The 25256-nt window shown below is 63.6% G+C and carries 26 protein-coding genes and 3 pseudogenes; 14 read left to right on the top strand and 15 right to left on the bottom strand.

Annotation, left to right across the window (positions count from 1 at the left end; all coding sequences use genetic code 11):
• Positions 1–71: 71 nt before the first annotated feature.
• Positions 72–707 (bottom strand): TetR/AcrR family transcriptional regulator, encoded by a 636-nt coding sequence (locus ACEWX3_RS06610; protein ID WP_011856886.1) that lies wholly within the window; start codon positions 705–707, stop codon positions 72–74.
• 104 nt (positions 708–811) lie between these two features.
• Here ACEWX3_RS06610 and ACEWX3_RS06615 point away from each other — a divergent pair, with 104 nt between their 5' ends.
• Positions 812–1681 carry a metal-dependent hydrolase gene (locus tag ACEWX3_RS06615; protein WP_011856885.1) on the top strand — a complete coding sequence of 290 codons (870 nt, stop codon included), beginning with the start codon at positions 812–814 and terminating at the stop codon, positions 1679–1681.
• Between the two features lie 133 nt (positions 1682–1814).
• Here the strand turns inward: ACEWX3_RS06615 and ACEWX3_RS06620 are convergent, their stop codons facing one another.
• From ACEWX3_RS06620 to ACEWX3_RS06635, 4 genes are read right to left on the bottom strand one after another with little or no spacing between them, the layout of a single operon-like run.
• Entirely contained in the window at positions 1815–2705 is an 891-nt protein-coding gene (locus ACEWX3_RS06620; RefSeq protein ID WP_011856884.1) for an alpha/beta fold hydrolase, read from the bottom strand.
• 58 nt (positions 2706–2763) lie between these two features.
• On the bottom strand, positions 2764–3216 hold the full coding sequence (locus ACEWX3_RS06625; RefSeq protein ID WP_011856883.1) for a PaaI family thioesterase: 453 nt from the start codon (positions 3214–3216) through the stop codon (positions 2764–2766).
• Positions 3201–3362, bottom strand: a complete 162-nt coding sequence (locus ACEWX3_RS06630; RefSeq protein ID WP_156442342.1) for a hypothetical protein — start codon at positions 3360–3362, stop codon at positions 3201–3203. Before ACEWX3_RS06630 ends, ACEWX3_RS06625 begins: the two co-directional genes overlap by 16 nt.
• Positions 3363–3390: 28 nt before the next feature.
• Positions 3391–4587, bottom strand: coding sequence for a cytochrome P450 (locus ACEWX3_RS06635; protein WP_011856882.1), 1197 nt, complete (start codon positions 4585–4587; stop codon positions 3391–3393).
• Positions 4588–4660: 73 nt separating this feature from the next.
• Between ACEWX3_RS06635 and ACEWX3_RS06640 the strand changes: the two genes are divergently transcribed.
• Together ACEWX3_RS06640 and ACEWX3_RS06645 are read left to right on the top strand one after the other, a co-directional pair.
• Complete coding sequence (locus ACEWX3_RS06640) at positions 4661–5257, top strand: TetR/AcrR family transcriptional regulator (RefSeq protein ID WP_011856881.1); 597 nt, start codon at positions 4661–4663, stop codon at positions 5255–5257.
• A complete protein-coding gene (locus tag ACEWX3_RS06645) occupies positions 5254–6303 on the top strand; it encodes an LLM class flavin-dependent oxidoreductase (RefSeq protein ID WP_011856880.1) in 1050 nt (349 codons plus the stop codon). Before ACEWX3_RS06640 ends, ACEWX3_RS06645 begins: the two co-directional genes overlap by 4 nt.
• Positions 6304–6351: 48 nt before the next feature.
• Here ACEWX3_RS06645 and ACEWX3_RS06650 read toward each other — a convergent pair whose 3' ends face one another.
• From ACEWX3_RS06650 to ACEWX3_RS06660, 3 genes are all read right to left on the bottom strand, one after another.
• Complete coding sequence (locus ACEWX3_RS06650) at positions 6352–6816, bottom strand: DUF6188 family protein (protein ID WP_070351816.1); 465 nt, start codon at positions 6814–6816, stop codon at positions 6352–6354.
• 78 nt (positions 6817–6894) lie between these two features.
• On the bottom strand, positions 6895–7566 hold the full coding sequence (locus ACEWX3_RS06655; protein ID WP_011856878.1) for a TetR family transcriptional regulator: 672 nt from the start codon (positions 7564–7566) through the stop codon (positions 6895–6897).
• Complete coding sequence (locus ACEWX3_RS06660; protein ID WP_011856877.1) at positions 7563–8075, bottom strand: PaaI family thioesterase; 513 nt, start codon at positions 8073–8075, stop codon at positions 7563–7565. Before ACEWX3_RS06660 ends, ACEWX3_RS06655 begins: the two co-directional genes overlap by 4 nt.
• A gap of 102 nt (positions 8076–8177) precedes the next feature.
• On the opposite strand from ACEWX3_RS06660, the gene ACEWX3_RS06665 reads away from it, so the two are divergent.
• Positions 8178–8870, top strand: a complete 693-nt coding sequence (locus ACEWX3_RS06665) for a TetR/AcrR family transcriptional regulator (protein ID WP_011856876.1) — start codon at positions 8178–8180, stop codon at positions 8868–8870.
• A gap of 349 nt (positions 8871–9219) precedes the next feature.
• On the opposite strand, the gene ACEWX3_RS06670 is transcribed toward ACEWX3_RS06665, so the two are convergent.
• From ACEWX3_RS06670 to ACEWX3_RS06680, 3 genes are all read right to left on the bottom strand, one after another.
• Entirely contained in the window at positions 9220–10350 is a 1131-nt protein-coding gene (locus ACEWX3_RS06670) for a hypothetical protein (protein WP_374159009.1), read from the bottom strand.
• Between the two features lie 332 nt (positions 10351–10682).
• Positions 10683–11015, bottom strand: coding sequence for a helix-turn-helix transcriptional regulator (locus ACEWX3_RS06675; RefSeq protein ID WP_024449211.1), 333 nt, complete (start codon positions 11013–11015; stop codon positions 10683–10685).
• Positions 11005–12132: a tyrosine-type recombinase/integrase gene (locus ACEWX3_RS06680; protein ID WP_046363131.1), complete on the bottom strand. Its 1128-nt coding sequence runs from the start codon at positions 12130–12132 to the stop codon at positions 11005–11007. Before ACEWX3_RS06680 ends, ACEWX3_RS06675 begins: the two co-directional genes overlap by 11 nt.
• Before the next feature lie 397 nt (positions 12133–12529).
• Here ACEWX3_RS06680 and ACEWX3_RS06685 point away from each other — a divergent pair, with 397 nt between their 5' ends.
• Positions 12530–13024: a hypothetical protein gene (locus ACEWX3_RS06685; RefSeq protein ID WP_011856867.1), complete on the top strand. Its 495-nt coding sequence runs from the start codon at positions 12530–12532 to the stop codon at positions 13022–13024.
• 509 nt (positions 13025–13533) lie between these two features.
• Here ACEWX3_RS06685 and ACEWX3_RS06690 read toward each other — a convergent pair.
• Together ACEWX3_RS06690 and ACEWX3_RS06695 are read right to left on the bottom strand one after the other, a co-directional pair.
• A pseudogene (locus ACEWX3_RS06690) lies at positions 13534–13748 on the bottom strand (alkyl sulfatase C-terminal domain-containing protein); the annotation flags it as partial.
• A 25-nt stretch (positions 13749–13773) separates the two neighbouring features.
• Positions 13774–14004 carry a hypothetical protein gene (locus ACEWX3_RS06695; protein WP_024449512.1) on the bottom strand — a complete coding sequence of 77 codons (231 nt, stop codon included), beginning with the start codon at positions 14002–14004 and terminating at the stop codon, positions 13774–13776.
• Positions 14005–14336: 332 nt separating this feature from the next.
• Here ACEWX3_RS06695 and ACEWX3_RS06700 point away from each other — a divergent pair, with 332 nt between their 5' ends.
• From ACEWX3_RS06700 to ACEWX3_RS06725, 6 genes and pseudogenes are all read left to right on the top strand, one after another.
• Complete coding sequence (locus ACEWX3_RS06700) at positions 14337–14678, top strand: antitoxin Xre/MbcA/ParS toxin-binding domain-containing protein (protein ID WP_011856840.1); 342 nt, start codon at positions 14337–14339, stop codon at positions 14676–14678.
• The gene (locus ACEWX3_RS06705) at positions 14675–15199 is read left to right on the top strand and encodes an RES domain-containing protein (protein ID WP_370475987.1); all 525 of its coding nucleotides are present in this window, start codon (positions 14675–14677) and stop codon (positions 15197–15199) included. The genes ACEWX3_RS06700 and ACEWX3_RS06705 overlap by 4 nt, the downstream gene beginning before the upstream one ends.
• Positions 15200–16017: 818 nt before the next feature.
• Positions 16018–16926: a sterol desaturase family protein gene (locus ACEWX3_RS06710; RefSeq protein WP_085176793.1), complete on the top strand. Its 909-nt coding sequence runs from the start codon at positions 16018–16020 to the stop codon at positions 16924–16926.
• A 41-nt stretch (positions 16927–16967) separates the two neighbouring features.
• Complete coding sequence (locus ACEWX3_RS06715) at positions 16968–17738, top strand: helix-turn-helix transcriptional regulator (protein ID WP_036466280.1); 771 nt, start codon at positions 16968–16970, stop codon at positions 17736–17738.
• A gap of 383 nt (positions 17739–18121) precedes the next feature.
• Positions 18122–18529 carry a hypothetical protein gene (locus tag ACEWX3_RS06720; protein ID WP_318264064.1) on the top strand — a complete coding sequence of 136 codons (408 nt, stop codon included), beginning with the start codon at positions 18122–18124 and terminating at the stop codon, positions 18527–18529.
• Positions 18526–19047, top strand: a pseudogene (locus ACEWX3_RS06725) (hypothetical protein); the annotation flags it as partial. The gene ACEWX3_RS06720 and the pseudogene ACEWX3_RS06725, both read left to right, overlap by 4 nt.
• Here ACEWX3_RS06725 and ACEWX3_RS06730 read toward each other — a convergent pair.
• Entirely contained in the window at positions 19042–20031 is a 990-nt protein-coding gene (locus ACEWX3_RS06730; RefSeq protein WP_099961896.1) for an IS481 family transposase, read from the bottom strand. The pseudogene ACEWX3_RS06725 and the gene ACEWX3_RS06730 sit on opposite strands and share 6 nt — an antisense overlap.
• 102 nt (positions 20032–20133) lie before the next feature.
• On the opposite strand from ACEWX3_RS06730, the pseudogene ACEWX3_RS06735 reads away from it, so the two are divergent.
• From ACEWX3_RS06735 to ACEWX3_RS06745, 3 genes and pseudogenes are all read left to right on the top strand, one after another.
• Positions 20134–20985: pseudogene (locus ACEWX3_RS06735) on the top strand (hypothetical protein); the annotation flags it as partial.
• 269 nt (positions 20986–21254) lie between these two features.
• Entirely contained in the window at positions 21255–22349 is a 1095-nt protein-coding gene (ripC, locus tag ACEWX3_RS06740; protein ID WP_207548301.1) for a peptidoglycan hydrolase RipC, read from the top strand.
• 113 nt (positions 22350–22462) lie between these two features.
• Entirely contained in the window at positions 22463–23731 is a 1269-nt protein-coding gene (locus ACEWX3_RS06745; RefSeq protein WP_051226997.1) for an Ig-like domain-containing protein, read from the top strand.
• Positions 23732–23738: 7 nt separating this feature from the next.
• Here ACEWX3_RS06745 and ACEWX3_RS06750 read toward each other — a convergent pair whose 3' ends face one another.
• Positions 23739–24509 carry an NlpC/P60 family protein gene (locus ACEWX3_RS06750; RefSeq protein ID WP_064280690.1) on the bottom strand — a complete coding sequence of 257 codons (771 nt, stop codon included), beginning with the start codon at positions 24507–24509 and terminating at the stop codon, positions 23739–23741.
• Positions 24510–25256: the final 747 nt, after the last annotated feature.

Consider the following 25256-nt stretch of genomic DNA (forward strand, 5'->3'; position numbering starts at 1 on the left):
TGCTGTTGCTGTTCTCGGACGTTGGTCGTCGGGCGCACGCACGGCCACATCGCGTAGCGGGGCCGCTAGCTCTAGGTTTGCGCTTCGGTTGTGGCCGACTGGCCCGTGTTCTGCAGCAGCACGTAATTGCCTAGGCTGCCCAGGAAACCTGCGCAGTGCTGAACGAGTTCATCTGTGGTGAATTCCAGTTCTCCGTCGAGTCGGCGGCGCAAGACTTCGAATAGCCCTCCCACGCCCAAGGTCGAAGCCAAATGGGCAACCCCCACGGCAGAGTCGGCGATGTCGAGGTGAAGTCTGGCTTCGCGCAAGACAAGGTCGGTGAAACCTGCCATTAGTTCGCTGCGTAGCTCTCGGAGCAGCGGCTCGGTTGCAGATTCCACGAACAGGATCCGACCCAGCCGCGGGTCGTTGTCGATCATGCCGACCAGCCTGCGGATTGGCGCGTACGCCAATACCTCCGGTGGCTCGCCGGCATCGGGGATCGCGTCGACTATCACCTCCTGGAAGGTGGCATAGAGCTGCTGGTAGACAGCCCGCAGGAGTGCGTCTCGGTCGGAGAAGTGCTGGTAGAAGTACCGTGACGTGACACCCGATTCAGCGCAGACGGCAGTCACAGTGGCGGCGGCAACGCCGCGCGTGCCGATCAACTCCGTTGCGGCCTCGATGAGACGGGTGCGCCGGTTCCGGTGACGCTCCTCGGCGGACATTCCGCTATACACCCGCGCCGAAACCACGTGGATAGCTTGCCATCTAATTCTGACAAGGCTTAGAGTCAGATTGACAGCGCGTCCTTGGCGAATGGGAGAACAACATGAGCGACGATTCGTCCACACGGCCCACCGCACGGGTCGTCCCGAAGCCCCGCCGTGTTCGATTCGATATGCCTGCTGGGACCAGTCGGCAGCACTTCGTTGATGGCGACTTGGTGATGAGCCACTTTGTGTCCACCTTGTCGGCCACGTTCCCCGAAGGCGAAGACTTCTTTATCCGGTCAGTCCGCGAGTACCGGGACCACATCAGCGACGCTGACCTCAAGGAGGCGGTCAAGGGGTTTATCGCACAAGAGGCCACCCACCGACACCAGCATCGGCTGCTCAACGATCGGCTTCAAGCAATGGGCTATCCCACCGAGGGGATCGATCGGCATGTCAAGAAGCTGGTTGGCCGACTTGAGAAGCGTTTTTCTCCCAAGATGCGCCTGGCTGTGACGGCCGCCCTCGAGCACTACACGGCGACATTCGCCGAGATCATTCTCACCAGCGACGAAGCTCAAGAACTGATCGGCGACACCGAAGTGCGGCCTATTCTGCTCTGGCACGCACTGGAAGAATGCGAGCATAAGGCCGTTGCTTTCGATGTCTACGAGACGGTCGGTGGAAGCGAACGCACCAGGGTCTGGGGGATGCGGATCGCCAGCCTCCTCTTGTTCAGCGAGTTGGTCATCCAGACCACCCGCTCTCTGGCTGGTGACCGTTCCGCCTACAACCCGGTGCGCTTGCTGCGCAGCCTTCGAGCCTTCCGTCATAACCCGCTATTCAGCCCAGCAGCAATTGCGCGCTTTCGCTCCTACACCCGCGCCGGATTTCATCCCGACGACTGGGACAGCGCAGAAATCCTCGAACGCTGGACCAAGGAACTCTTCGACGCCGATGGTGGCCAGCAAGTGCGTAGTGGCGTCTAGCTCGACCAGAGCCCGGCACAGTTCAAAGTCGGCCTTAACCGAAGAACACTTCATGGGCTCCGCTTCGCGCGCTGTGAAGTCAAGATCGGTTCTGACTACTGGCCGATCGATGGTGCTCGACCAACGTCGCGACCTACAGGAGGTTCCGGCCGAGGAACTCGGTGACGGCGCAGCCGAAGGCGTCGTTGTCGTCGCCGGCGATCATGTGTCCGGTGCCGGATACGTCGACGGTCTCGGCGTGGGGAACCAGTTGCTTGAACTCGTCGACGGTGGCTTGGGAGACCACGTCGGACAAGAGGCCCCTTACGAGAAGTGTTGGGGCATTGACCCGTCGGGCTCCGTCGATCAGCAGGTGGCTGATTGCGTCGAATTGCTCCGTTCCCGTGGTCGATTCGTCGCGGAGAAAGTCGAAGTTGGAGTGAATGAATGCCGGGTCCCACCGCCAGATCCAGCGGCCGTCGTGACGCTGCCGTAGCACCTTGCGCAGGCCGTCGACGTTGGCCGGGCGCGAGCGATGGGGGTTGTACGCGGCGATCACCTCTGCGGCGTCAGAGAGGGTGCTAAAGCCATCGGGATGTGCGGCCATGAACGTCACCACGCGACGGGCGCCCTGGAATTCAAGTCGCGGGGTGACGTCGACCAGGACGACCGCCGCCCACGACGCCCCGGATGTCAACAGATGCGTGCCGAGCACGGTCATGCCCCCAAGGGATGCACCTACGACCGCAGGGGCGGTATAGGCGCTGAAGTGCTCGCGCACGGCGAGAAGATCGGTCGCGAGTCGCTCGATGTCGTACCTGCCGGCTGGGTCCCAGTCGCTGTCGCCGTGACCGCGGGTGTCGTAGGCGACGACTGTGTATCCGCATGCGTGGAGGCGACGCGCTGAAGTGCTCCACGCGTGCCGGTTCTGGCCGCCGCCGTGCAGGAGCAGCACGACGGGACGGGCGTCATCGTGGCCGTAGCAGTCCGCAGCCAGGGCGATCCCGTCCTGGGTTCGGACCCGATGCTGCACGGCGGAGGTCATGACACCTTCCTGGCGAGATCGTCGTCCGCCCGAAGCGTGGGCCCGGCAGCAAGCGCCTTCATAGTGCGTTGCCCGCGGCGTTCACGATCGTGACCGTGCCCTGGGCTACGCAGACGGCTTTGTCGCCGTTGCTAATGTCGATGCGCGCCACTCCACTGCGCTTGCCCAGCGACACGATGTCGGTGACGGCGACACACACACCGGTGGACACGGGTCGCAGCAGGTTTAGCTTGAATTCGGTGGTGGCGACCCATGATCCGGCCGGAATGACGGGGTAGAACACGACTCCGAGACAGTGGTCGACCATCGCCGATAGACATCCGCCGTGCAGGGTGCCGAAGGGTGTGAGCAGTTCGGCACGGGTTTCCATCTCTGCCACCAGCCGACCGGCGGCGAGTTCGGTGTGCCGAAAGCTCAGAAACCTCGACAGTCCACCTGCTGTGTTCGGCGATCTGAGCAGCTGGTCGGCGATCTGCTCATCGAAGTGCGCGAATGTCACTGCCACCACCATGCCCCTTTCTCCTGTCCGGTCATGGGTCGATCACCGTTCGAGCCCGCGAATCGTTTGAGCATGTCGCCGAATGCGCCGAGGTCGCCGTGCGCGGCGGAGTGCTCGATATCGACGGCGATGAAGAACCTGGCCGCGCGGTGATGCACACGACGCGTCGTCGAGGAGGGGCACGGGCTAGACCGGTGTGGTCCAAGTGATGGGCAGCGATGTGTAGCCGCGGATCGGTCCGGACCGCAGCCGCCGCGCCGATTCAAGATCGACCTCCCAGTCGGGCACCTTGTCCAACAGAGCATCCAGAGCGATGCGGGCCTCCATCCGCGCCAGTGCCGCGCCCAGACAGAAGTGGATGCCGCGACCGAAGGCGACCTGGTGCTCACTGGTGCGCTCGATGTCGAACACGTCAGGATCGGGGAAGGCGCGCTCGTCGCGGTTGGCCGACCCGAACAGCAGCAGCACCTTCTCACCTTGACGCATGGTCGTGTCGTGCAGTGTGACGTCGCGGGTCAGGGTTCGTGAAAGTCCCTGTGCCGGTGAGTCGTAGCGCAGCAACTCCTCAACTGCCGGCCCCAATAGTGTTCGATCGGCGGCCAGGCGTCGGCGGGTCTGCCGATGCTGGGCCAGCACGACCGCGGAGTTCCCCAGCAGATTGGTGGTGGTCTCGTAGCCCGCGACGAGCAGCAGCGCGCAGAAGCCGAGGACTTCCTCGTCGGTCAGTCTGATCCCGTCGACTGTGGCGTTCGCCAACGCCGACATCATGTCCTCGCGGGGGGTTTGGCGGCGGTCGGCGAGGAAGTCGGTGAAGTAGGCGTAGATCGAGGTGGCGGCGGTCAGTGCGTCGGTGGTTTGTCCGTGGTTGACGTCGACCTGGACCAGTTGGCTCGACCACAATCGGAACTGATCACGATCGGTGGCGGGAATGCCCAGTAGATCGGCGATCACCGCGGCGGGCAGGATCGCGGCGAAGTCGGTCACGAAGTCCGCCGAACCAGAGCCCTCGTCGAGGCGCTCGAACAACTCCGCGGCCATCTGTGTGATGGCGCCCTGCAGCCCGGCCACCCGCCGGGGAGTGAACGCCCGGCTCACCAGGGCACGCAACTGGTCGTGGCGCGGAGGGTCCATCACGATCATCATCGGCAGGAACGAGCCGATGAAGTCCGATCCCGGTGGGGTGGGGAAGATGCCGTCCACCGAGGAGTACGTGCCGTGATCCAGTGCTGCGGCCTGGACGTCGGCGTGCCGGCTCAACACCCAGGTATGGGATTCCTCGGCGCGGTACACCGGAGCCGTGTCACGCAACGACCGATACGTCGGATAGGGGTCGTTGAGAATCGAGGCGTCGAACGGGTCGTAACGAATTTGCACCGAGACCACCAAGACCTCCGACCACCAAAGTAACGACGGTTTAGACTCGCAGTCTAAACCGGCCGAACGGGACAGGGGGGCAATGCGCAAGATTCCACGTCAGATCTCTGACCGGCTTCCCGCCGCGGCGGACTTGTTCGCCGAGAAGGGGCTCAACGACTCCAAGATCGAAGACGTCGCCGCGGTGACCGGTGTGCCGAAAGCGACGCTGTACTACTACTTCGCCGGTAAAGAGGACATCCTTGCTTTCCTGCTCGAAGACCTCCTCAAGGACATCTTCGATGCTGTGACCGCGATCGTGCACACCGGCGGCACCGGTGCCGAACGCCTCGAACTCGTGATCCGCGCACAACTGCGGGCAATGGCGCAGCGGCCAGCGGTATGCCGTGCACTCATCGGCGAATTGGGACGAGCGGCCCGCATGCCGGCTATCGCCGAGATGATCAATACCGCCTACCAACAACCCGTCGAAACCCTGCTCATCGAAGGGGCCCGCGACGGATCCCTCGTCGCTCAGCCCGATGCGCGATCGACGTCGATTGCGCTGTTCGGCGCGGTCACCATCAATGCACTCATGTACCTGGTCACCGATAACCACCTCGACGAGACGGTGGTCGCCAGCACCCTCAGCGCCGTCATGTTCGACGGGCTGCGCCCGCGCACAGGAGACCAGTCATGAGCACCTACGGCCTGTCGGTTCTCGGCGCGGATCTGAAGTCACTGGCCCAGACCGCCCAGGCCGCTGATGCGGCCGGGTTCGACGCCGTATGGGCCTCGGAGTTCTATTCTCGGTCCGGATCGATCTCCATGGCCGCGATGGCCAACAGCACCCAGAACTGTCGGATCGGTTCCTCCATTCTCTACGGCGTCGGCCGAAGCCCCCTGGTGCTGGCCACCGAGGCGCGCGACCTCGACGAACTCTCCAACGGACGACTGGTACTCGGCATCGGCAACGGCACCAAACGGATGATGGGCGACTGGCACGGCGTGCCCGACACCTCCGCACCCGCCCTGCGGATGGAAGAACTCGTGATGCTGCTGCGCCGGATATGGAACCTGCATGAAGGCCCGATCCATCACGAGGGCCGTTTCTACAGAATGAATCTCACCCCGACCGGCGACGTGGGACCCTCCAGCAGGCCGATCCCGATCGTCACTGCCGGTGTCCGGCCCCGGATGTGCGAGGCGGCCGGGCGGGTGGCCGACGGCCTAGCCGGACATCCGCTGTTCACAACCACCTACGTCGAAGAGGTCGTCCGGCCCGCTATCGCCAGGGGCGCCGCGCACACCGGCCGCGACCCCAATGACGTGGAAATCATTTCCATGGTGATGTGCGCCATCCACGACGACGCCGAGGTCGCCAGGCGCGAACTGGCGCAGCAGATTGCGTTCTACTCCTCGGTCAAATCCTACGAGACGGTACTCGATGTGAACGGCTTCGCCAGCGAAGGCCGAGCCATCCGGCAAGCATTCGCCCAGCGCGATTTCCCGGCGATGTTCGCCGCTGTGTCCGAGGAGATGATCGACGCCATGGGTGTCGCCGGGACGGCGCACGAGGTCCGTGAACAATTGAGACGGTACAACGGCGTCCTCGACCACATCATGCTGTATTCACCATCGGTCGGCATCACTGCCGAACGCGTGCAACAAAACCTCGACAGCATCATCCGGGAATGCTCGCCCGCCTCGATGTCGCCAGGGCGGTCCTGTCCACGTTCAACCTGATCCACGTATTGCCGCCCAAGTCGACCCGTCGCAGTGTCCGCGGCCGGATTAGTGGGTCTGCCGCGCCGACCCCGCCGATGATTGCCTGACGCTGTTGACGATGTTGGCGTCGTCGGTGTCGGGGAGGTCATGGCGGACCACGCGTACCCGTCCTTGAGGTAGACAGGCCATGTAGCCGTGGCGCATGCCATAGAGCTCCCACGCTGTCTGTTCAGCGTCGGGATCGACATCGATGCGATGTCCGCGCGAGAAGCTCAGGTGTAGCCCTCCATCGTCGCTGGACCAGGCCTGGGTGCACAGTGCGCCGGCGAGGTTCAGCAGCGGGCGTTCGTGGGTCGCGATCCTGAGGGGGTCAATACGCACCGCCTCGATGGGGTAGGTGCCGACGGCAGGAAGCGTCAATAGTAGGGGGCAGGAGATGACGATTTCGTTGTAATCATCGAAATCCAGAACCAGGCCGCCGTGCAGCGAGAGGCGTTGTACGACAGGGTTTTCGATCCATTGGGTGTACATGGCAGTCTCTTTTCGACGCATCGTTGAGCCGTATCCCCAAAGAGTACGCAAAGTATCGCTGCGATACCAGCAGTATCGTTACCGGTAGACGGCTGGCCTAGCAGCGCTGGTCACGACGCGCCTGGTGGCTCGGTCAATGCGGTCGCGGGTGTCGGCGGCTGTCGCGCGGTGGCCGCTGAAGGCCACGAGGTTGGCCAGCCAGATGTCGGAGATGATCCCAGCCACGTGCAGATCGGTAGGAGTGGGCTCGCCGCCCCTGAGCGTGCGGGCCAGCAGGATCTGGATCTCATCGGCCGCGCGGTCGAGTTCCGCGGCGGCGCGGGTATCTGCGACTGCGAAGGCCCGTGTCATGGCCGTCGTCAGCCATGGGTCGCGCTGCCAGCGGTCATGCAGATGTGCGGTGAGCCGTTCGAGCCGTTCCAGCGGTGTGCCCTCACCACTCGCCCAGTCCCCGGCCGAGTCGAGTCGACGGAACTCGCGCGTCAGCGCTGCCACCAGCAAGTGGGTTTTCGCCGGGAAATAGCGGTAAAGCGTGCCGACGGCGATGCCGACCCGCTCGGCAACTGTCCGCATCTGAACCGCCTCGTAACCACCCGCCGCGGCCACGACCAAAGCTGCATCAAGAATGGTCTCCCGGCGCCGTGCGGACGCGCGTGAACGCGACGCGTTAGCGGCTCGCTTCTCTGCAGCGACCGAGTTCGCTTCCGAAGGCGGGGTTTTCCCGTGGCTGCGCGCCTGAGGGACAGTCATGACGGCTCCGGGTCGAGGCCGCCGCGGCGCGAGAACTGCTCCAGAAGATCGCCGAAAGCGCTGACATCGCCGTGTGCGGCGAAGTGCTCAGGGCTGACGACAATGAACACTGCACTGGCGGTGAAGCGGGCGATCCCACCCTCACCCGTGCCTGTCGCCGTGACATGCAGCGCCCGCCCTTCACGAGAGACGATGTGGGCAGTAATCCGGTGGGTCTGATGCAGCGGCACCGGCCGCAAATATTCGACCGTCAGGGTGCGGGTCACCGCCGGGGTTCCGGCGATCCACAACGTGAAGCCCAGGACGTCATCACATGCCGCGGCCACTGCCCCGCCATGGGCCAGGCCCGGGGCCCCGATATGGCGCTCATCGAACGTCACATCGGTGTACACCGCGTCGCCGCTACGATGCACCACCAACCGCAGTCCGTGGGGGTTGTCCGGGCCGCAACCCATGCATGTCGTGGTGTGCGAGGGCAGCCGCTCGGGCGGCAACAGGCTTTCGGGCACCGTCACCCTCCAATACGATCGGTTTCGCTGCGCTACCGTTAGTACCACACTGCTAGACTGCCGTGACAGCATCGCGTGAAGATCGACCGCCGAGGTGAACGAGTGAGCGACAGTCAGGCAGTGCCCGTCCCTGACGACGACGTGGACCCTCGGCTCATCCGGTCACGCACCCGGCTGCTGGATGCTGCGGCAACGCTACTGAGCACCGGTGGGGTGGAAGCGGTCACTATCGATGCCGTCACCAAAGCATCCAAAGTGGCCCGAACCACGCTGTACCGCCACTTCCACAGTTCGTCGCATTTACTGGCAGCCACGTTCGAACGCCTACTTCCACAAGTGACCACTCCGGCACCGACCAGCGGACCCCTCCGTGAGCAGCTGATCGAATTGCTCAGCCGCCAAGCCGCCCTTTTCAACGACGCACCGCTGCATGTCACGACACTCGCGTGGCTCTCATTGGGGCCCACCGGCTCCAATGCCCAAGCGGAAGACCGCCACACATCCGGGGCGCTACGGACCCGAGTTGTCGATCAATATCGTCAACCATTTGACGCCGTACTCACCAGCCCAAAAGCTCAAGCCGAACTCAACGACTTCGACCAGGAACTGGCGCTTTGCCAACTCGTCGGACCACTCGCCTTCGCCCGAATGACCGGGCTTCGCACTATCACTCACAATGACTGCGCGAACATCGTCGATGACTTTCTCGCCGCCCACCGCAACACCGACAGCGACGCCATAAAATCGAACATCGCCACCAAGAAGACGGGCCGCCCGGCGCGCTCAGCTCGCTAGGCACAACGAAATCACAATGTCGAGCCGGCTGGTCTTCGGGCCCTTTTCGCCTCTCGCAAATCGCGTCGGTGATGGCATCGAAGGACCATTCGTCGCCATCATCGGCGAGGCCGTACGCTGGTTTCCGTTCCACAGCGAGGTGCGGAGACTCGCAGCAGGGTAGTGAGCTACCCGAAGTGCAGGTCACCCGCGGTTCGGCGTCTCAGACGCTTGAGGGCGCGCAACTGCTTGAACCCGTTTCTCGATTGCTTGACTTGTGGCGAGGAGGATTGACAAAGAACAACTTTGACGAGAGCAGGCGAATCGTGGCCTCGGCGGCATGGAGTGGTTACGACATCGCTGTTGCGAGTTAGCTCCGCCTTCGATGCGGCATTGATCTGCCGCGTTCGGTGACGTAATCGGTCCAGTCGCGGGCGGCGAGTTTGGCCCAGGCGGCTGCGTTCTTGGTGGTGATCGCGAGCAGTTCGGCCAGCACGGGTGCGGGCATGTCGCTGGCGAGCTGGAAGAGCGCGGCTTTGCGATGTTCGTAGGGTTTCACCCCGACCGCGACGAGCTGGGTGCGGATGTTCTCGGTGGACAGGTGGGTGCCGGGAAGTCGGCCGGGGAACAGCCAGCCCGTATGGGATGGGGTGTAGCGGCTTTCGCATTGCTGCTCCAGATGCTCGCGGATGAGGTCGTCGAGTAGGGGAGGCATTTGGATGGGGATGGCGGCGAAGACGACATGCACGGCGTGATCGTCGGAGATCGAGATTTGGCTTGATCGCAGGGCGACGATGCGCGAAAGAGGTTGGGCGAACAACAATGTGAGCAGTCCCGCGATGCGGGTTTTGCGGCGGATTGTGTCGTCGTGCAGCAGCCGCCCGACGGCGGCCCACCGCTGGGAATCCGAGACGGTTACCGAGGGAGGTGACCGTGGCGGATCGATGACCCTCAGTGTGGTGTTGATGCGGGATTGGCGTAGCCAGACGAGGAAGGCGTACTCGGCAGTGAGCGGCCTCCGGTGGAGCGCCTGGTAGCGCTCCAGCATCTCCTGTGTCGCTGTCGCCGGAGTGGCGTCGTGGGTGTGCAGAAACGCCATGAACTGAATCGCCACGCGGACGCGACGACGGCAGGCATCGGTCATCGATCTCGTCAGCCGGTTCTCGTGGGAGGCCTTGCGCATCTGGCGCAGTACATGCCAATGCGCGAATCGGCGAACGATGGCGGCGTCTTCGGCCGGAAGCTCGGCTACAACGTCCTCGATCCAGGGCAGCATCCGTTCGACGCGGATGTCGATCGGGCCCAGAACGCCGACCGCGACCAGGAGGCTGCGCAAGTAATCGTGGGCTCGGTCCGAGGGAAGATCGCTGAAGGTGTCGTGGCTGATTTCACGCGTTCCGCAGGCCATGTCGCGAAGGAGCTGCGGGCCGGTACCGGGCTTCTTTCGCAGCCACCAGAGCACCGTCTGTGGGCGGTCGGCGTTGATCAGTTCGTCGAACACGGGCCGTAGTCGGTGATGAATCGTGCCGCTGATCGGGTCGGTGAGCAGCTCGGTGAGGCGCTCGCGTAGGAAGCAGCGGGCGCATCGGTAGAACCCGTAGGGGTGTTCTTCGCGGCCGCATTCGCTGCAGGTGAAGATCGATGCGACACCGGCGCAGGAGGCGCACACGATGGCATCGTCGAGCTGCCACGCCAGTGGCCGCACGGTCTCACACCGCGGGCATTTCTCGGGGTGATAGTGCCGTCTGCGACGGCATGCGACACAGATGCGACGCCCGTGCGTCAGTGGGGTTAGCCGGATGGTGCTTGCACACTCCCAGCAGGCCCGCTGAGTCACTGGTTGTCGTGGGGGCGGCGGATGGTGGCGCGGATGGGTCGCAGGTCGCCGATGCCGGGTCCGCTGTCGTTGACCGCGGGCGCCTCACGGACTTGTTCGGCGACGAGCTCGAGCAGGTCGTTGGGCGTGCACGACAAGATGTCGCAGAGGGCGGCGAGCAGGTCGAGATTGATGCGCTGCGGGGGCTTGGTCGCGATCCGGTGCACCATCTGTCGGGAGATCTCCACGCCACGCTCGTGCAGCGGTGCGACAAGGTCGGTGGTGGCGAACATTCCGTTCTGGGCCATCAGCTGACGCAGGTTCCACCGCAGCACGGTCCTAGTGCTCATCTCCGCCTTCACCTGTCGTCGTGGATGATCCGTAGACGCGGCGCAGCGCCGCCTGCAGTGTTTTGGTCTTGAAGTCGTCGGACACCGAGGTATAGATCGCGGTGGTCGAGGCATACGAGTGCCCCACCTGTTCGGTGACGAACCGCTCCGGATAACCGAACTCGATCAGATGGGTGACATAGGAGTGCCGCAGGCAGTGCAAGGTGAGCTCGGCAGGCAGTCCCGCTTGCACCCGTGCGACGGCGAATCGCCTATCCATGGTCTTGGTCGCCACGCGCCGTCGACGCTCGGTCAGCCAGAGCTCTTGACGGTTCCCGGGGCTGAGGAGTGGGCGGCCGTGGTCGACCCATTGGCGCAGTCCGTCGATCACCCAGTCGAACTCCGGAACGGCGAGCACGGTGCGACGCCTGGGAGAGCTGCCGCGACGTGATTTGGCGTAGCGAACGTGGACGGCGCCGAACGTGCCCCAGGCCGGCATCCGCGAGTTCGGACGCAGGTCGGCGAGATCGAGATAGCACAGCTCGCGGCGGCGTAAACCGAAGGCGTAGGCCGTCTTGATCATCTGTGCGTCGCGCAGCGCCGCGAACGCGCCTTTGTTCCTGGACCGAGCGAGAACATCGACGCGATCATCGAGGAAATCGAACAATGTTTCCAGTTCGTCGTAGGTGAACGGGCGACGCGCGGGCTTGCCCTCGTAGTCGACCAGATGCGCGGCGGTGTTGTAGTCGTGACAGACCTGCGATGGGATCCGTCCGAACCTGTTCTCGCATTGCGCGATCCAACCGTAGCGGCTATCGAGTAGGTAGTCGCAGAACATCCGCAACGACATGTGATAGCCGCGAATGGTCGACGGTGCTTTGCGTTCCGGGCCCGACATCAAAGCGGCCGTGAAGTCTTCGACATCGCCGGCAGTCCAGTCCCACGGAGGCGCCCCGGCGAACTCTGCGAACCGCCGCACCAACGCCAGCCGCGGCTCGATCGTGGCCTCAGCAGCGAGTAGCCGAGACGCCTGTTGACGACCCCACCCAGACAGCATCGCTTCGAAGACTGCGCTGGCCTCGTCCAGGTGAACCACGCCCGAGGCAAGAACCAAGTGCGCCGACCCCGGAACGCTCACAAGAGAACCTCCATCTATCGTCAACTTAGAGTTGTCAATGACAACCGCAAGTTACCACACCTGCGAGCGAAATCCGTCTACCAGGAGGAACACGAAAGTGGTTCAATGAAGCGCATCCGGCGCTGGTCCCATGCGCCAGATATACGCGTCAACTTCAGGTTGATTCGCGACCTTCCGACCCATAGTGCAAGAGGTGTGTGGTCTGTCGGCGGGCTGTAAACGGGGTGTGAGGTGGGCGGCTGGCGGTGGGTGCGGTGGTTGGCGAGTGGGGTGGGTGACGGTGGGTTGAGGGTGGCGACGGTGAAGCGGTCAGGAGGGCGGACGAAAAAAGTCGTGGGCGACGAATGTGGCTGTGGTGGTGGCCTGCACGGCCCGAACACTTCTAAGGTCCTCAACCATGACGGCAGCGAGAACATCCAAGGCGGAGGCCCGGCGCCGGGCTGTGGAAGCGGCTCGGCGCGCCAACGAGGAGCTTGCGGCGCGGGAGAAGGCGAACCTTAAGGACGCGACGATCCTGCTTCACGCGATCGACAAACTCGACGCGATTGGCGAGTGGAAGAAGCAGCGGCGCGCGGAGCTGCGCGCGCAGGCCGACGCGCAGTTGGCGCGCGAAGAAGCTAAACGGGTAGGCGACGATCGCGAAGCGGCGGGCGCGGCCGTCGAACGGATGCGTGAGCGGGGTGAGACGCTGACGACGATCGCCACCAAACACGACCTCGGGATCGCAATCGTTCGCGTGATGGCACGGCATGCGCCGAAAGCGGCAAATCCGGTATCGCGGAACGGTTCGCAGGCACTAGGTCGGAATGTGTCCGGAACGGGGGAGGCGGCGGCGGACGGGGAGGTCGGCCCGGACGCGGGCGAACCGCCGGCCGGAGCGGCGCCAGCGTGACGGTTCGGCGGTGGCGCGGCGACGGAAGTCTCAAGGGTGCGCTACGTCCTGAACCCGACGACAGAAGGGCGCTCGGCGCGGCGTTGCGACGGCGCAGGGCAGCGCGCAAGTTGATGCCGTCGCGGGGACGCTGCCGCGGGGCCGCGATCCCGCACTCCCGCCGGCCTGCTGGGCGCACTGAGCGATGCGTCGCCGCAGCGCGGCTGCGGGGTCGCGGTCGTGTCGACGCGGACGCTGTCTGATGGGGCGTGCGGCGTGGTGCGGTGGCCGAATACGCGGGCCGCGGTGAACGTCGGTGCCGGCTGTTAGGTTCACCGGTCCTTGAGGAGCGCGGCGAGGTTATCGTGGACCGGCTGGCGCACGCCTCGGAGATCGCGCGTTTCACCGCCATGTGGTGTGCGGGCCCACGGTGTCGGACTCGACATCTGGGACAGGTGCCATCGGTGCCGATGGCTAGGGCCGGTTTTATCTCAGGTCAGTCTTCGGTGAACGGCCACGCCGGCTTCGGGCTATGGGGTGACGATGTTGCACCAGAACGGGAAGGTGTCGAGTAGGCCAAGGAAATCGTTGAACGACGCTTCTTGGCCATCGATGGTGAGTTTGTTCTGCTTCTTGGCGTCGTCAAGGGTGATGGTGCCCAGCTGAATATCGTCCAGCGTGGCTTTAGCAGTGTCAGGCTGGCGTTGGCGTTCGGTACCGGCTCGGGAGCGTAGTGCAGCACCGCGTTCTCGACGGTGAGGCCGTACTCCTTATTGAGGTCGGTGAACTTGACGTTGAGCGTGAACGGCGATCACGGCCCGGGTGGGCTTGTCCTTGCCGACGGCCAGGCGGGTGCGTTCGGCGAGATCGACGTTCAGTCGTGCAGTGCGTTCGTCGGTGACGTAGAAGTGCGGGGCCGTGACGTGGGTGACGAGCTCCGGGTGCTTCTGCACCGTCAGGTCTACCAGCGCGGCGTGCCGATTGATCCTCGGCAAGGGCATTGATGCCGTAGGGACGGCCGGTCCACGGCAGCTTGTCGAGGCCGAAGCCCTCGTCGGCAAGCCGCTCAGCGGCGGGCTCCCAGTACACCCGCAGGCCCGCCTCCACGGCGGCTGCCGCCGCAGCGGCCTGGTGACGTGCAGCTTTGGTGTCCAGGGTGATGGCGTCGGTGCCAGCGTGCTCACGCGACAGGAAATCTTCGACCTGCTTGTGGTCGTTGGGTCCGAGCCGAAACTGAATGCCCATCGTGTGAAAACGTCCTCTCGACCTCGGGCGTTGTTTCATGACAGAATGCATGACACACACGCAGACAAAAGCAAGACAGGCAGACGATGTGGGAGCTAACGCGCTCGCCTCGACCGTGTCGAGTGCGATCGAGCGCTTGGGATTGACCTACGAAGAGGTCGGCGACATCGTCGACGCGTCGGCGCGCTCGGTGGCGCGCTGGACCTCGGGACAGGTCGTTCCACAACGACTCAACAAACAACGACTCATCGAACTGGCCTACGTCGCCGACGCGCTGGCCGAAGTGCTTCCCCGAGACCAGGCCAACGTCTGGATGTTCTCCCCGAATCGATTACTGGCCCACGCCAAGCCCGCCGACCTGGTGCGTGACGGCGAGTACCAGCGCGTCTTGGCCCTCATCGACGCCATGGCCGAAGGGATCTTCGTGTGAGCGATGCGCTCGACGAGGACCTGGTGCAGCGCATCGACGCGCGCGGCACCAGCCGGTGGTCGGGCACGTGCGCTCGCTACAGGGGCGCCCACCGTGACCCCTTGTCGGGGAAGGGGCGCGCAGATTCGGCGGAAGATGGAAACCCTGCCGGACTCTTCTCGGCGATCTATCTGGCCGACTCCACGCAAGCGTGCATGGTCGAAGTAGAACGCGCCGCGCGGGCGGCGTCGACGACCCGCGAGAAGATGCTCGAAGCTTCGTATCGACTGCACACCATCGAGGCCACCGACCTGGCCGTCCTGGATCTCATCACCTCTGACGCCCGCGAAGCGGTGGGGCTCGAGGACGACGACATCTATGGCGACGACTGGCCGGCGTGCCAAGCGGTGGGCCATGCCGCATGGTTCCTGCATGTGCAAGGCGTACTGGTGCCTGCCGCCGGGGGAATTGGCTGGTCATCACCGCCTACGAACAACGGACCCGCCCCGGTCAGCTCCACGTCAGCCACAGCGAGGATCTGACACCTATCCGCTACGGAGAACTGCGGCACCCTTAACTAGGGGCGGCGGCCTGCTCCCCGCCCCAGGGGAGCGTCTTGCAGCTCGTTCTTGTTGGACGCTCGCTCGGCTGGGGAATGTTTGTTGTCCTGACCGTGCGAGGATGCCAAATTCACCGGATGCAATGAGCAGACTAATACCGGTAAACCTGCATATTCGATTCCCGCATATTGTCGCATCGACTCGATCGGGTCGTGGGGGACAAGTCAACCGCGCTATGGATATCAGTCGTTATCCACGACGCTTCTCTATGGTGCCAACCGCCGGGTGGTGTTCTGGAATGCATCGGTCCGAGCAGGCCTGGACCGGCAAGCCCGTCATGTATTTGTAGCTTTGCCGATCCCCCGTGATGCTCACCCCTCGGCGATGCAGCCGCCCGTGAAAGAGGACATCTTCACTGAACCCTATGTATTGGACAGTCGCCGTCCGCGTCTCGCCGTCGAAGGTACCCCAATGAAATACTCGCATTGCCGCATAAGCACGCTTCTGCAAGGGATTGCACAAGATCGAACACCTTGCAGTCGATCCCCGCTGTCGTGTGCTCCCGGTGACTGCGCTTGGGCATCAGGCTAACTCTCATATCGTTATAGGCGCGTCAGCGTGGCGCCAAACCGTAACGTTATCGTGCATAACAACACGCCCCGGTAGGTGGCGGGACGCCGCACGGCTTATAGCAGCTGGCTGTCGTTACTTCGTTGTCTAATTAGCATTGAACGCCAGCTCTTCGCGATTGAACGGATCTGTTCAAGCGGTGGACATCTTTCTGCGCCGACGCTGTAATCATGGTTACAACGATCGTCCGATACGGCTATGCGCCGATCATGTTGATAGGCGTCAACGGCGCAGCCATCGCGTTGGCGCACGCCGCGTGGGCAGAGGTCTGCATGGCGGGGCTCATTCTGATTGCGATCGGCTTGTCGTTCGCGGCTGAGCGGGTGTTGCCCTACAGCGATGTTTGGAACGAGCCGATCAGTGACAGTCGGCGCGATGTCGCACATGCTCTGATCAACGAAACGTCGTTGCTGTTGACTGTGCTCGTCGTTCCCGTCCTGGCGATGCTTAATCCATTCAGTGCATGGTGGCCTTCGTCGTTGCCGTTTGTTGTTCAGGTTGTCATCGCAATCTTTGTCACCGACCTTGGAGTCACTTTGGTACATCTGGCAAGTCACAGAGTCGGGTGGCTGTGGCGCTTCCATGCTGTCCACCACAGTGTCAAGCGTTTCTACGGCTTCAATGGCCTCATGAAGCACCCGCTGCACGGAGCACTTGAACTGGCGGCAGGCATCACACCCCTGCTGATCCTTGGGTTGACGAAACCCGTTGCAGAGGTACTCACGGTGGCGATCGCGGTACAGCTTCTGCTTCAGCACTCCAACGCCGATTACCGCGTCGGACCTCTACGTAAAGTGCTGGCACTCAACGAAGGCCACCGTTTCCACCACCTCAAGTGGGCTGGTATTGGTGATGTCAACTTCGGACTATTCACGTTGACATGGGATCACGCTTTGCGCACGTTCTCCTTCGATCCTGACCGCCGTTTTCGCTCGGATGATCTCGGCATGGCGGCAAAACCCAACTACCCGGCGGGATATCTCGCGCAGCTGGCGGAACCGTTCCGGGCAAGTGGCGCATGCAAATTCGGTGCCATGAACGACGATGCGACCGTATCACCCGAGGAAGTCGCACGGTAGGCGATACCGAGACGCTCGGGATTGCGCATCTGAACCTAGCGATGGCGGCACACGGCATACTCAAGGACGTGACGTGGGCTGGCGAGGCGCTGATCGAGCCGGGGCGGCTCGTTTTCCGGGGACGGATCGGCTCGGCCCACAAGCACGCGCACGCAGCCCTTCAGATTGTGACTCTCACTGATGGTGCGGTATCCCTGTCCGACGCCGATGGCCAAAGGCTGTCCGCGTCTGCGGCGGTGATCGCCGCGGGCGCTGCGCACTCTATCGACACCGGCACAGGCTCTGGAGTGATGGTGTACCTGGAACCTACGAGCGTCGTCGGCCGGCAAGTGACGCGTCTCTTCGGCAGCACTATCCGCCCTGATGTCCACGAATGGGTGCGCCTCGGTGCCGGCATCCTCAACATCGATGCGAGACAACCTCTTTCCTCAGCTGCGGATGACGTGATTGCGCGACTGGTCGGGCCGAAGGAGCAGGCGAGTGGCGCGCTGCACCCCAGCGTCGAAGCGGTGGTCGGCATGCTGCCCGACATGCTCAGCGGCCCGGTCAAGCTGACCGACGTAGCCAAGGCGGTGCACCTGTCCGCCGACCGACTCGGACGGCTGATGGCGCAGGAGGTCGGTATGTCGTTTCCCGCCTACGTGCGGTGGAGTCGACTCATTCGTGCGATGGCGGTGGCCCGTGATGGTGGAACCATCACCGATGCCGCACACGCCGCCGGCTTTAGTGACAGCTCCCATGCAAACCGGGCTTTTCACGAGATGTTCGGCCTCGCACCCATCGATGCCCGACGAGGCGTTCGACTCACCTAGCGGTACGCGGTACCGGAGGTTCCGGTATGTTTCGTCCACGCGAATTACGGAGACAGTACGTAGGTGCTGATGCATGTCGTGGGGAGTCGCAGATGTTGAAGTTCGCCGCGGTTGATCGGGATGCGATCACGGCGACGAGGGAATCGGCTCGAAGATCATGAAGCCTCCCGTAGTCACATATCTCGCAACCGATGTAGGGCTGTGGATGTCCCTGCCCGCGTTTGCGCCCGCGCTGATCATTGTCGGCGTCGTGTTCTATATCGCGCGCCGAAATCGTCGTCGCGAACCCGCTGTAGATGCGGGTTCCGCCGAGAATCCCGTCGTTGAGAGGAACGAACGCCCATGACCACTGAACAGCCAGATCTGTCGTGACCCTCGCCCCGGTGGCGCTGTTCGTCCTGCTGGCCGGCTGCGGCTCGACGACGACCGATTCGGCATCGACCAGTCCGTCAGCGGCTCCCACGCCTTCTGCGGCCGGCGCTACCCAATCGCCGCGGGCTCATCAGGCGCCACTTCCCGAAGAAGCCACGATCGTCGAAATCGCCATCAGCGGCGGCACGGTTACCCCGACAAACGGGCAGACCCAGGCGACCATCGGGAAACCGATCGTGCTCCAGGTGACCAGCGACGTTGCCGACCAGCTGCACGTGCATTCTGTGCCTGAGCACACGTTCAATGTCGAACCGCGCCCGGACCAGAATTTCGAATTCACCGTCGACGTGCCTGGTCAGGTCGACGTCGAGCTCCACGATGTCAACCGCACTGTCGTCACCATTCAAGTTCGCCCGTGACCCCACGTGTCGACATCCTTGCCCATGGCGTCGGCGGGTCGACAGATCTCCCTGTACCGCTGTCTTTCGCCTTGATCGGCGCGGCGTGGGCGCTTACGGCGACGTTCGCCGTCGTCGCGCTCGCGTGGAAGAACCCGCGCTTCGACCCGGCGAAGCCGGGCCGCGAGTTACCAGAGTGGGTAACCCGGACCGTCGATAACGCGGTGCTGCGTTGGATCGCTGCGCTAGCGGCACTGACTTTCGCCCTCTGGGTGGCGGCGGCCGCCCTATGGGGTCCACAAGGCAGCGACAATGCGCTGGCCGGCGCGTTCTACGTCCTGCTCTGGGTCGGGCTGGTCGCGGTGTCGGTGTGCATCGGACCCGTCTGGCGCCTGCTGTCTCCCCTGCGCACCGTGTATCGGTTCTGCGGAGTCGTCCGCAAAGGGGACCTTGGACCGCTACCCCGCCCGTATCCGCAACGATGGGGTTACTGGCCGGCGGCTATGGGGCTCTTCGCCTTTGTGTGGCTCGAGCTAGCTGTACTGACCTGAGAGGTTAGGTACGCGGCTGGCTGGTGCTTGACCGCCGAGTGCTGTGTGGCCGCGGTGGTGATTATAGGTGTGCAACCAGCGCGGGTATTCGTCGCAGCGTTGCGCGTCGCTGGTGTAGAGCCGCGCATAGGCCCACTCGTCGGCCAGAGTGCGATGGAAGCGCTCCACCTTGCCGTTGGTCTGCGGCCGGTAGGGCCGAGTGCGACGATGCTCGATATCGCCGAGGGCATCGCGGAAGACGTGCGATCGATAACAGTTCCCGTTGTCGGTCAACACCTTTCGAACGGTGATGCCGCAATCGGTGAACCACGCGTTGGCACGCCGCCAGAAGCCGGCGGCGGTGTCCTTGCCCTCGTCGGCGAGTAATTCGGAGTAGGCCAGCCGCGAATGCGCGTCGATGGCGGTGTGGATGAAGTGGTAACCGCGGACCGGGTTGCCGTACTTGTTGGTCACCCCGCTGCTCTTGTCGGCCCTGGCGTTGCGGTTGCCCTTCGTACGGCCCACCATGCGCCAGCCGCCGCCGGCGGGGATCTTGCCGAGTTTCTTGACATCGACGTGCACCAGGTCGCCGCAGCCTGCGGACTCCATTCGGCGAACGACGCGTCCGGTCGCGCGGTCGAGCCAGCGCAGCTTGGCGATCCGGTAGCGGCTCAGCACCCGATGCACCGTTGAGGGATGAATCCCGAGCAGATAGCCGATACGGGCTGGCCCCCACCGCCGGGTGACGCGCACGCCAATGATGCGCCGCTCAGTGCGTGTAGGTGTGCGATTGGGGCTGTGGTGTGGGCGTGAGCTGCGGTCGGCCATCCCCGACTCACCCTGCTCGCGATAGCGGCCCGCCCACCGCGAGGCCGTGGACACCGACACCTGGAAACGTTCGGCAGCCCGACGCAAAGACCAGCCATCATCGACGACGCAACGAGCCAGCCGCAGGCGACCGGTTTCGGACAAAGGGGCATTACGGTGAGACACGAAGACCTCCGAAGTGAGTTGGTGCGTTCCTAGGCAGTTCGCACTTCACTCGGAGGTCTTCGTCTTGTCACCTCACCACGCCGTCACCAACGTCCGTGGTCAGTACAGCTAGCAAGCCCGGACCCCGGTTCGCTGACGGCCATCAAGCTGTGGCTATTGATCTACGCGGCGGTGGTGGGGATCGGTGCCTGGGTCTTCGGCGCTCGGTGGTTCGCACGCGCTGACCCCTTCGAGGTGTACAGCATGGCCGTGTCGCGGATGTCGCCTTTCCGACGTGCCCGAGGCACCGGACGCGTGGAGTGGGTCAATCCGCTCGACCACCTGCCGACGCTGCCGGTCCGACCTGGAACGGTGGCAGTTCTGGCGGTATTGCTGGGCTCCACGGCGTTCGACAGCTTCTCCCAGTCCCCGACATTTCGGAACTTCGTCGATCGCGCGGCGGCGGCAGTTCCACTCGTGGGGGATGCCGGCGGCGCGACAGCGTTGCGGACGGCGATACTGTTCGTGTTCGTCGCCGTCGTCGGACTGACGTTCTGTGGCGCCGCTCGGGCGACGGGGGGCATCAATCCACAGCAGCGACAGCAACTTCCGGGACAGTTGGCGCATTCACTTATTCCGATCGTCGTCGGCTACATCTTCGCCCATTACTTGTCGTACCTCGTTGAACGCGGGCAAGAGACGATCGTGCGCCTAGCAGATCCTTTCGGGCTGGGCTGGCAGCTCCTCGGGCTTACGCAGGACGACGTCAGCTACATCTTGTCTCAGCATCCCTCGGTGCTCTGGACGATCAAGGTCTCGTGCGTGGTCGTGGGACACATGGTTGCGGTGGTGTCTGCACATGATCGCGCTCTGCGACTGTTGCCGCGGGATCATCAGATCACCGGCCAAGTGGCGATGATGCTGACAATGGTCGGCTACACGTTCGCAGGGTTGTACCTGCTCTTCGGCGGTTGAGGATCACGCGTCCGTAAGCAGAACGTCAAACCATCTACTAAGTTGAATAGTAGATTATCCAGACGTCGGGAGCGGCGCCGCGTATGGGCTGATCCCGGCGAAGGCGCTATGGCGGAATCCTGTCGGGGGATTCCGCCATAGTCATCCCGGGTCGGGCCTTGCCTATGCTCTGCGGGCTGATTGTTTGGACAAAAGTGTGAGCGTTCTCTAGTGTGATCCGTTATCTACGTACCAACTACGTAGATCAAGGTCACCGGAGGACAGTCGCTTTGAGACACGGGCGCCCGCCGCAGATTTTGCGAAGCGTCATCGCTCTACTTACCCTTGCAGTCTTGACGGTGGGTGCCTCCAGCGTCGCGGGCGTGGTCAGCGCAGACCCTGCCGCGGACGCGCTCGCGCGAATGGCGGAGCTCTCGCGACAAGCCGAACAAGCCAGCGAAGAGTTGTATTCGGCTGAATTGGATCTCGACCTCAAAGTCGAGGCGCAGCGAGCCGCTGAGGAGAAACTGGCGGAGGATCTTGGTCGAGCGGAGGCCGCCTCGGCGGATCTGCGTAGTTATCAAGCTGCTGTTGACCGCGTCGCTGTCGCCGAGTACGTCAGTGGACCTTCCGGAAATATCTCTGCGACGCTGGGTGCCGGCTCACCCCAGGAGCTGCTCGACCGGCTGTCTGTGCAGCGAGTGATGTCCGGGCAGATGAGAGACGCGATGACTCAGTTCAGCGCAGCGCGCACCCGTGCTGCCGCGGCCGAAGACGAGTCTCGTGTCGCTGCCGCGCAGGCGCGTGCAGCGACCGATGCCACCGCGAAAGTGCGCGCCGACATTCAACGTCGGCAGGGTGATCTGCGCACTCAGATCTCAAGTGTCGAAGCACAATATGCGGCTCTGACCACGGAGCAGCGCGCCGTTCTCGCTGCGCCCGGACCGCCCCCGCCTTCTGGGGCCGCACCGCCACCGCCGTCCGATATCGTCGCGATGCCGAACCCTGACGGCGCCGTCCCGGGGCCGCCGGCAGGAACCGGCGGCGGAGCTGCAGTAGTGCAGACGGCCTTGAGTCGAGTGGGCTCCCCGTATGTGTGGGGCGGGAATGGGCCCAACGCATTCGACTGCTCGGGACTCATCAAGTGGTCATTCCTGCAGCAAGGCAAATCGTTACCCCGCTCCAGCCAGGCATTGGCCAGTGGCGGCCAGCCTGTGGCGCTGGAAGCCCTGCTTCCAGGCGACATCGTGACCTTCTACAGCGACGCCTCCCACGCCGGCATCTACATCGGCGACGGCATGATGGTGCACGCATCCACCTACGGGACTCCTGTCAAAGTCGCCCCTATCACGATGGCGCCGATCTACAACGCGCGTCGGTACTGAACCTGTGTGGCGACTCGTTCCGCTGGTCGTCGCGCCGTCGCACCTTCACCGCATCGACCAACTACTATGTGGATACGTAATTTGACGAGGTACCACCCCGACGGATAGTTGTGATGAAAGTGTTGGCTGGACACCGAAAGATAGTTGCGCTGAGCGTATTCGCCGTGGTCGGCGTGCTTGTGACCGCATCGCAGACAAGCGCGCTCAAGTCTCGGCTGTCTGACGCAGTGGTGGCTCCCAGCGCTCTGGAGGCTGAACAGAAGCCCAAGGCCGTGCCCGAACCGCCCGCGGTCGACATTCTTCCGCGAACTGGCGCGAGCGATGTTGTGCCTGTCGGCGCGGTAAAGGTGACCGCGACATCAGGCACGCTGACCGACGTGCGCATGCAGAACGAACACGGTCGAGTAGTCACGGGTCGGTTGACGGCGGGCGGCCGCGCCTGGCAGCCCGACGAGCCGCTTGGGTATGGACGGACATACACCCTCAGCGCAACCGGCCAGGGCAGCGGCGCCACCACAGTGACCACTGTCTCGGAGTTCTCCACCGTCTCGCCACAGGCGCAAGTCGGCGTCACACTCGGGATGACCAATGGCGCTTCCCTTTCGGAGGGCGGCGTCTATGGCGTCGGAACTGTCATCGTGGCGACATTCGACAGGGCAATATCGGACAAGGCTGCCGCCGAGCGTCGACTTCAGGTCACCACGGCGCCCAAGATCGAGGGTGCCTGGACGTGGATCAACGACCGAAAGGCACACTGGCGCCCGCGCGAATACTTCCCCTCCGGCACCGAAGTGACGGTCAAGGCCGGTCTCTACGGCACCCCCCTGGGGGATGGCCTTTTCGGTGAAGAGGACAAGCAGGTCAGTTTCCGGATCGGGCAATCGCGGATCGCGATCGCCGACGACACCACCAAGCAGGTGAGCGTCTACGAAGACGGCGTCCTCATACGGACGATGCCGACGTCGATGGGCAGGGGCGGCACGGAAACCGTCGGCGGCAAGACTATTGCGTTCTGGACGCAACCCGGTGTGTACACCGTGATGGAGAAGCAGAATCCCGTCCTGATGGACTCGTCGACGTACGGGCTACCGGTGGATTCCGCGTCCGGATACAAGATCAGCGTCCCGCACGCGGTTCGGATCAGCCCCGACGGCATCTACCTCCACGAGCGTGAGGCAACAGTCTGGGCGCAGGGCAACACAAACGTGTCAGCGGGCTGCCTGAATCTCAGTGCAGAGAACGCCGAGTGGTACTACGAGTTTGCCAACCCGGGTGACGTGGTGGAGATTCGCAATACCGGCGGCGCACCGCTGGAACAGTGGCAGAACGGAGACTGGTCCGTGCCTTGGGAGAAGTGGATCAGCGGAAGCGCCCTGCGCTGACCGACTGTCAGTAGTCGATGAGTCGCACGACGTGCGAGGTCATCCCGCTGGTGCGGACAGGAGCGATCCGCACTTGGGAGCCTGTGAACGGTGACTCCAGCATCTGGCCCTGACCCAGATAGATCGCAACGTGCTGACTGCCGTTGGGGCCGTAGAAAATCAGATCACCTCGACGCATTTCTCCCACAGGCACCCGGCGGTCCTTTTCATACTGCGCGCCAGAGTATTTCGGAAGGCTGATGCCAACCCCGGCAAAGGCGAAGACCATGAGCCCGGAACAGTCGAAACCGACTGTGCCAGCACCTCGATCGACGCCACGGGTGGCCCCGCTGGCGTTCCCGCCGCCCCAGGAATACGGGACACCGAGCTGGGTCATGCCTCGGCGAATGACGAATTCCACTGCCTGCTGGCCGTATACGCGCGGAATCTGCCCAGGAACGGCGGCAACAGAGGGCGAGGGTTCGGCTATCAAGCCAAGCTTGACAAGGAACTGCCGCCCGAGGCTGGCTGTGACTTGTGCGGACGCTGCCGAGATCTGCAGCACCGAGTTGACAATCGCCACCGGATCCGAGAGGTCCGCGGCGGGAACCGCCGGCACGGCGGTGTCCCACTCTGTGCCAGTGACCTGGGTGTCGGGCGCAGAATCCCAGCTACCCGGCTCGGACGGTGGTGGGGTACTGCGGGCCTTCTCGAGTCGCCCCCGCGCCGTCCGCGCTTCGTCGGTGGCAGAGTCGATTTCGCTCCGTGGCGCGATAAAGGCATCCTCGGAGGCGCGCACAGCGTCGACAGCTTCGTCGTAGCGACTCTGCGCCAGACGTTCTGCGATCTCGCGTCGGATTGAGCTCGACGAGCCGCGGATTCGAGATTCGTGTGTTCGGTTCTCGCTGCTTTCAGCTCGTTACGGGCTTCGAGTGAAGGCCAACGCGAGCGTCTGCTGTGTTCGCGCGACGGAAACGACCTCTTCTCGGCTTGGGGCCCAGATCGTGTTCTCCGCGGGTCCACTCATGTACTGCGTGGCGGTGAACTCGTCGACCGACGCTGGGCGTCTTCCATCCGGGTGGTGGCGTCTTGGGCCCGGCTGCGGGCAGTCTGGACAGAAGTCTTGTCGGCGCGGGCGCTTTCGACCTGGACGAGCGCTCTCATGACTGGCTGTGGACAGAGGCCTGCAGATCGGCGAGGCGTTGATCGGCGCGCGCAACATCTCCGCCCAGTCGCGCGATGGAATTGTCCTGCGCTGAGCCGGGTTCTGCAGTGGCGGTGCCGACCCAATTGAACGCCAGCTTTGAAGCCATGGACAGCGCTAGCACCCATCGTGCCGGTCTTTGCGCCGGATCCATTGGGATATACCTTTCGCCTCCGCGGTGAGCCAATCTACTACGCAGCTACGTACGTGGACGCAACGTATATCACTTTGGTCTCTCAATTCACGTTTGTCACAGACCTGGGACCTCGACGCGGGGGTTTAGTGGCCAATTGAATGCGGTGACGCTGTACGTAAGTGGTCCCCGTGCGGTTAACTTGTTAG

Origin of the sequence: Mycobacterium sp. G7A2 (assembly GCF_041902445.1) — a bacterium.
GTDB lineage: Bacteria > Actinomycetota > Actinomycetes > Mycobacteriales > Mycobacteriaceae > Mycobacterium.

What these genes read in the sequence shown, in the direction of transcription:
- ACEWX3_RS06610 (WP_011856886.1), bottom strand. Translation starts at nt 707, where the DNA reads ATGTCCGCCGAGGAGCGTCACCGGAACCGGCGCACCCGTCTCATCGAG.
- ACEWX3_RS06615 (WP_011856885.1), top strand. Translation starts at nt 812, where the DNA reads ATGAGCGACGATTCGTCCACACGGCCCACCGCACGGGTCGTCCCGAAG.
- ACEWX3_RS06620 (WP_011856884.1), bottom strand. Translation starts at nt 2,705, where the DNA reads ATGACCTCCGCCGTGCAGCATCGGGTCCGAACCCAGGACGGGATCGCC.
- ACEWX3_RS06625 (WP_011856883.1), bottom strand. Translation starts at nt 3,216, where the DNA reads ATGGTGGTGGCAGTGACATTCGCGCACTTCGATGAGCAGATCGCCGAC.
- ACEWX3_RS06640 (WP_011856881.1), top strand. Translation starts at nt 4,661, where the DNA reads ATGCGCAAGATTCCACGTCAGATCTCTGACCGGCTTCCCGCCGCGGCG.
- ACEWX3_RS06645 (WP_011856880.1), top strand. Translation starts at nt 5,254, where the DNA reads ATGAGCACCTACGGCCTGTCGGTTCTCGGCGCGGATCTGAAGTCACTG.
- ACEWX3_RS06650 (WP_070351816.1), bottom strand. Translation starts at nt 6,816, where the DNA reads ATGTACACCCAATGGATCGAAAACCCTGTCGTACAACGCCTCTCGCTG.
- ACEWX3_RS06655 (WP_011856878.1), bottom strand. Translation starts at nt 7,566, where the DNA reads ATGACTGTCCCTCAGGCGCGCAGCCACGGGAAAACCCCGCCTTCGGAA.
- ACEWX3_RS06675 (WP_024449211.1), bottom strand. Translation starts at nt 11,015, where the DNA reads ATGAGCACTAGGACCGTGCTGCGGTGGAACCTGCGTCAGCTGATGGCC.
- ACEWX3_RS06685 (WP_011856867.1), top strand. Translation starts at nt 12,530, where the DNA reads ATGACGGCAGCGAGAACATCCAAGGCGGAGGCCCGGCGCCGGGCTGTG.
- ACEWX3_RS06695 (WP_024449512.1), bottom strand. Translation starts at nt 14,004, where the DNA reads ATGCCCTTGCCGAGGATCAATCGGCACGCCGCGCTGGTAGACCTGACG.
- ACEWX3_RS06710 (WP_085176793.1), top strand. Translation starts at nt 16,018, where the DNA reads ATGGTTACAACGATCGTCCGATACGGCTATGCGCCGATCATGTTGATA.
- ACEWX3_RS06715 (WP_036466280.1), top strand. Translation starts at nt 16,968, where the DNA reads ATGGCGGCACACGGCATACTCAAGGACGTGACGTGGGCTGGCGAGGCG.
- ACEWX3_RS06745 (WP_051226997.1), top strand. Translation starts at nt 22,463, where the DNA reads ATGAAAGTGTTGGCTGGACACCGAAAGATAGTTGCGCTGAGCGTATTC.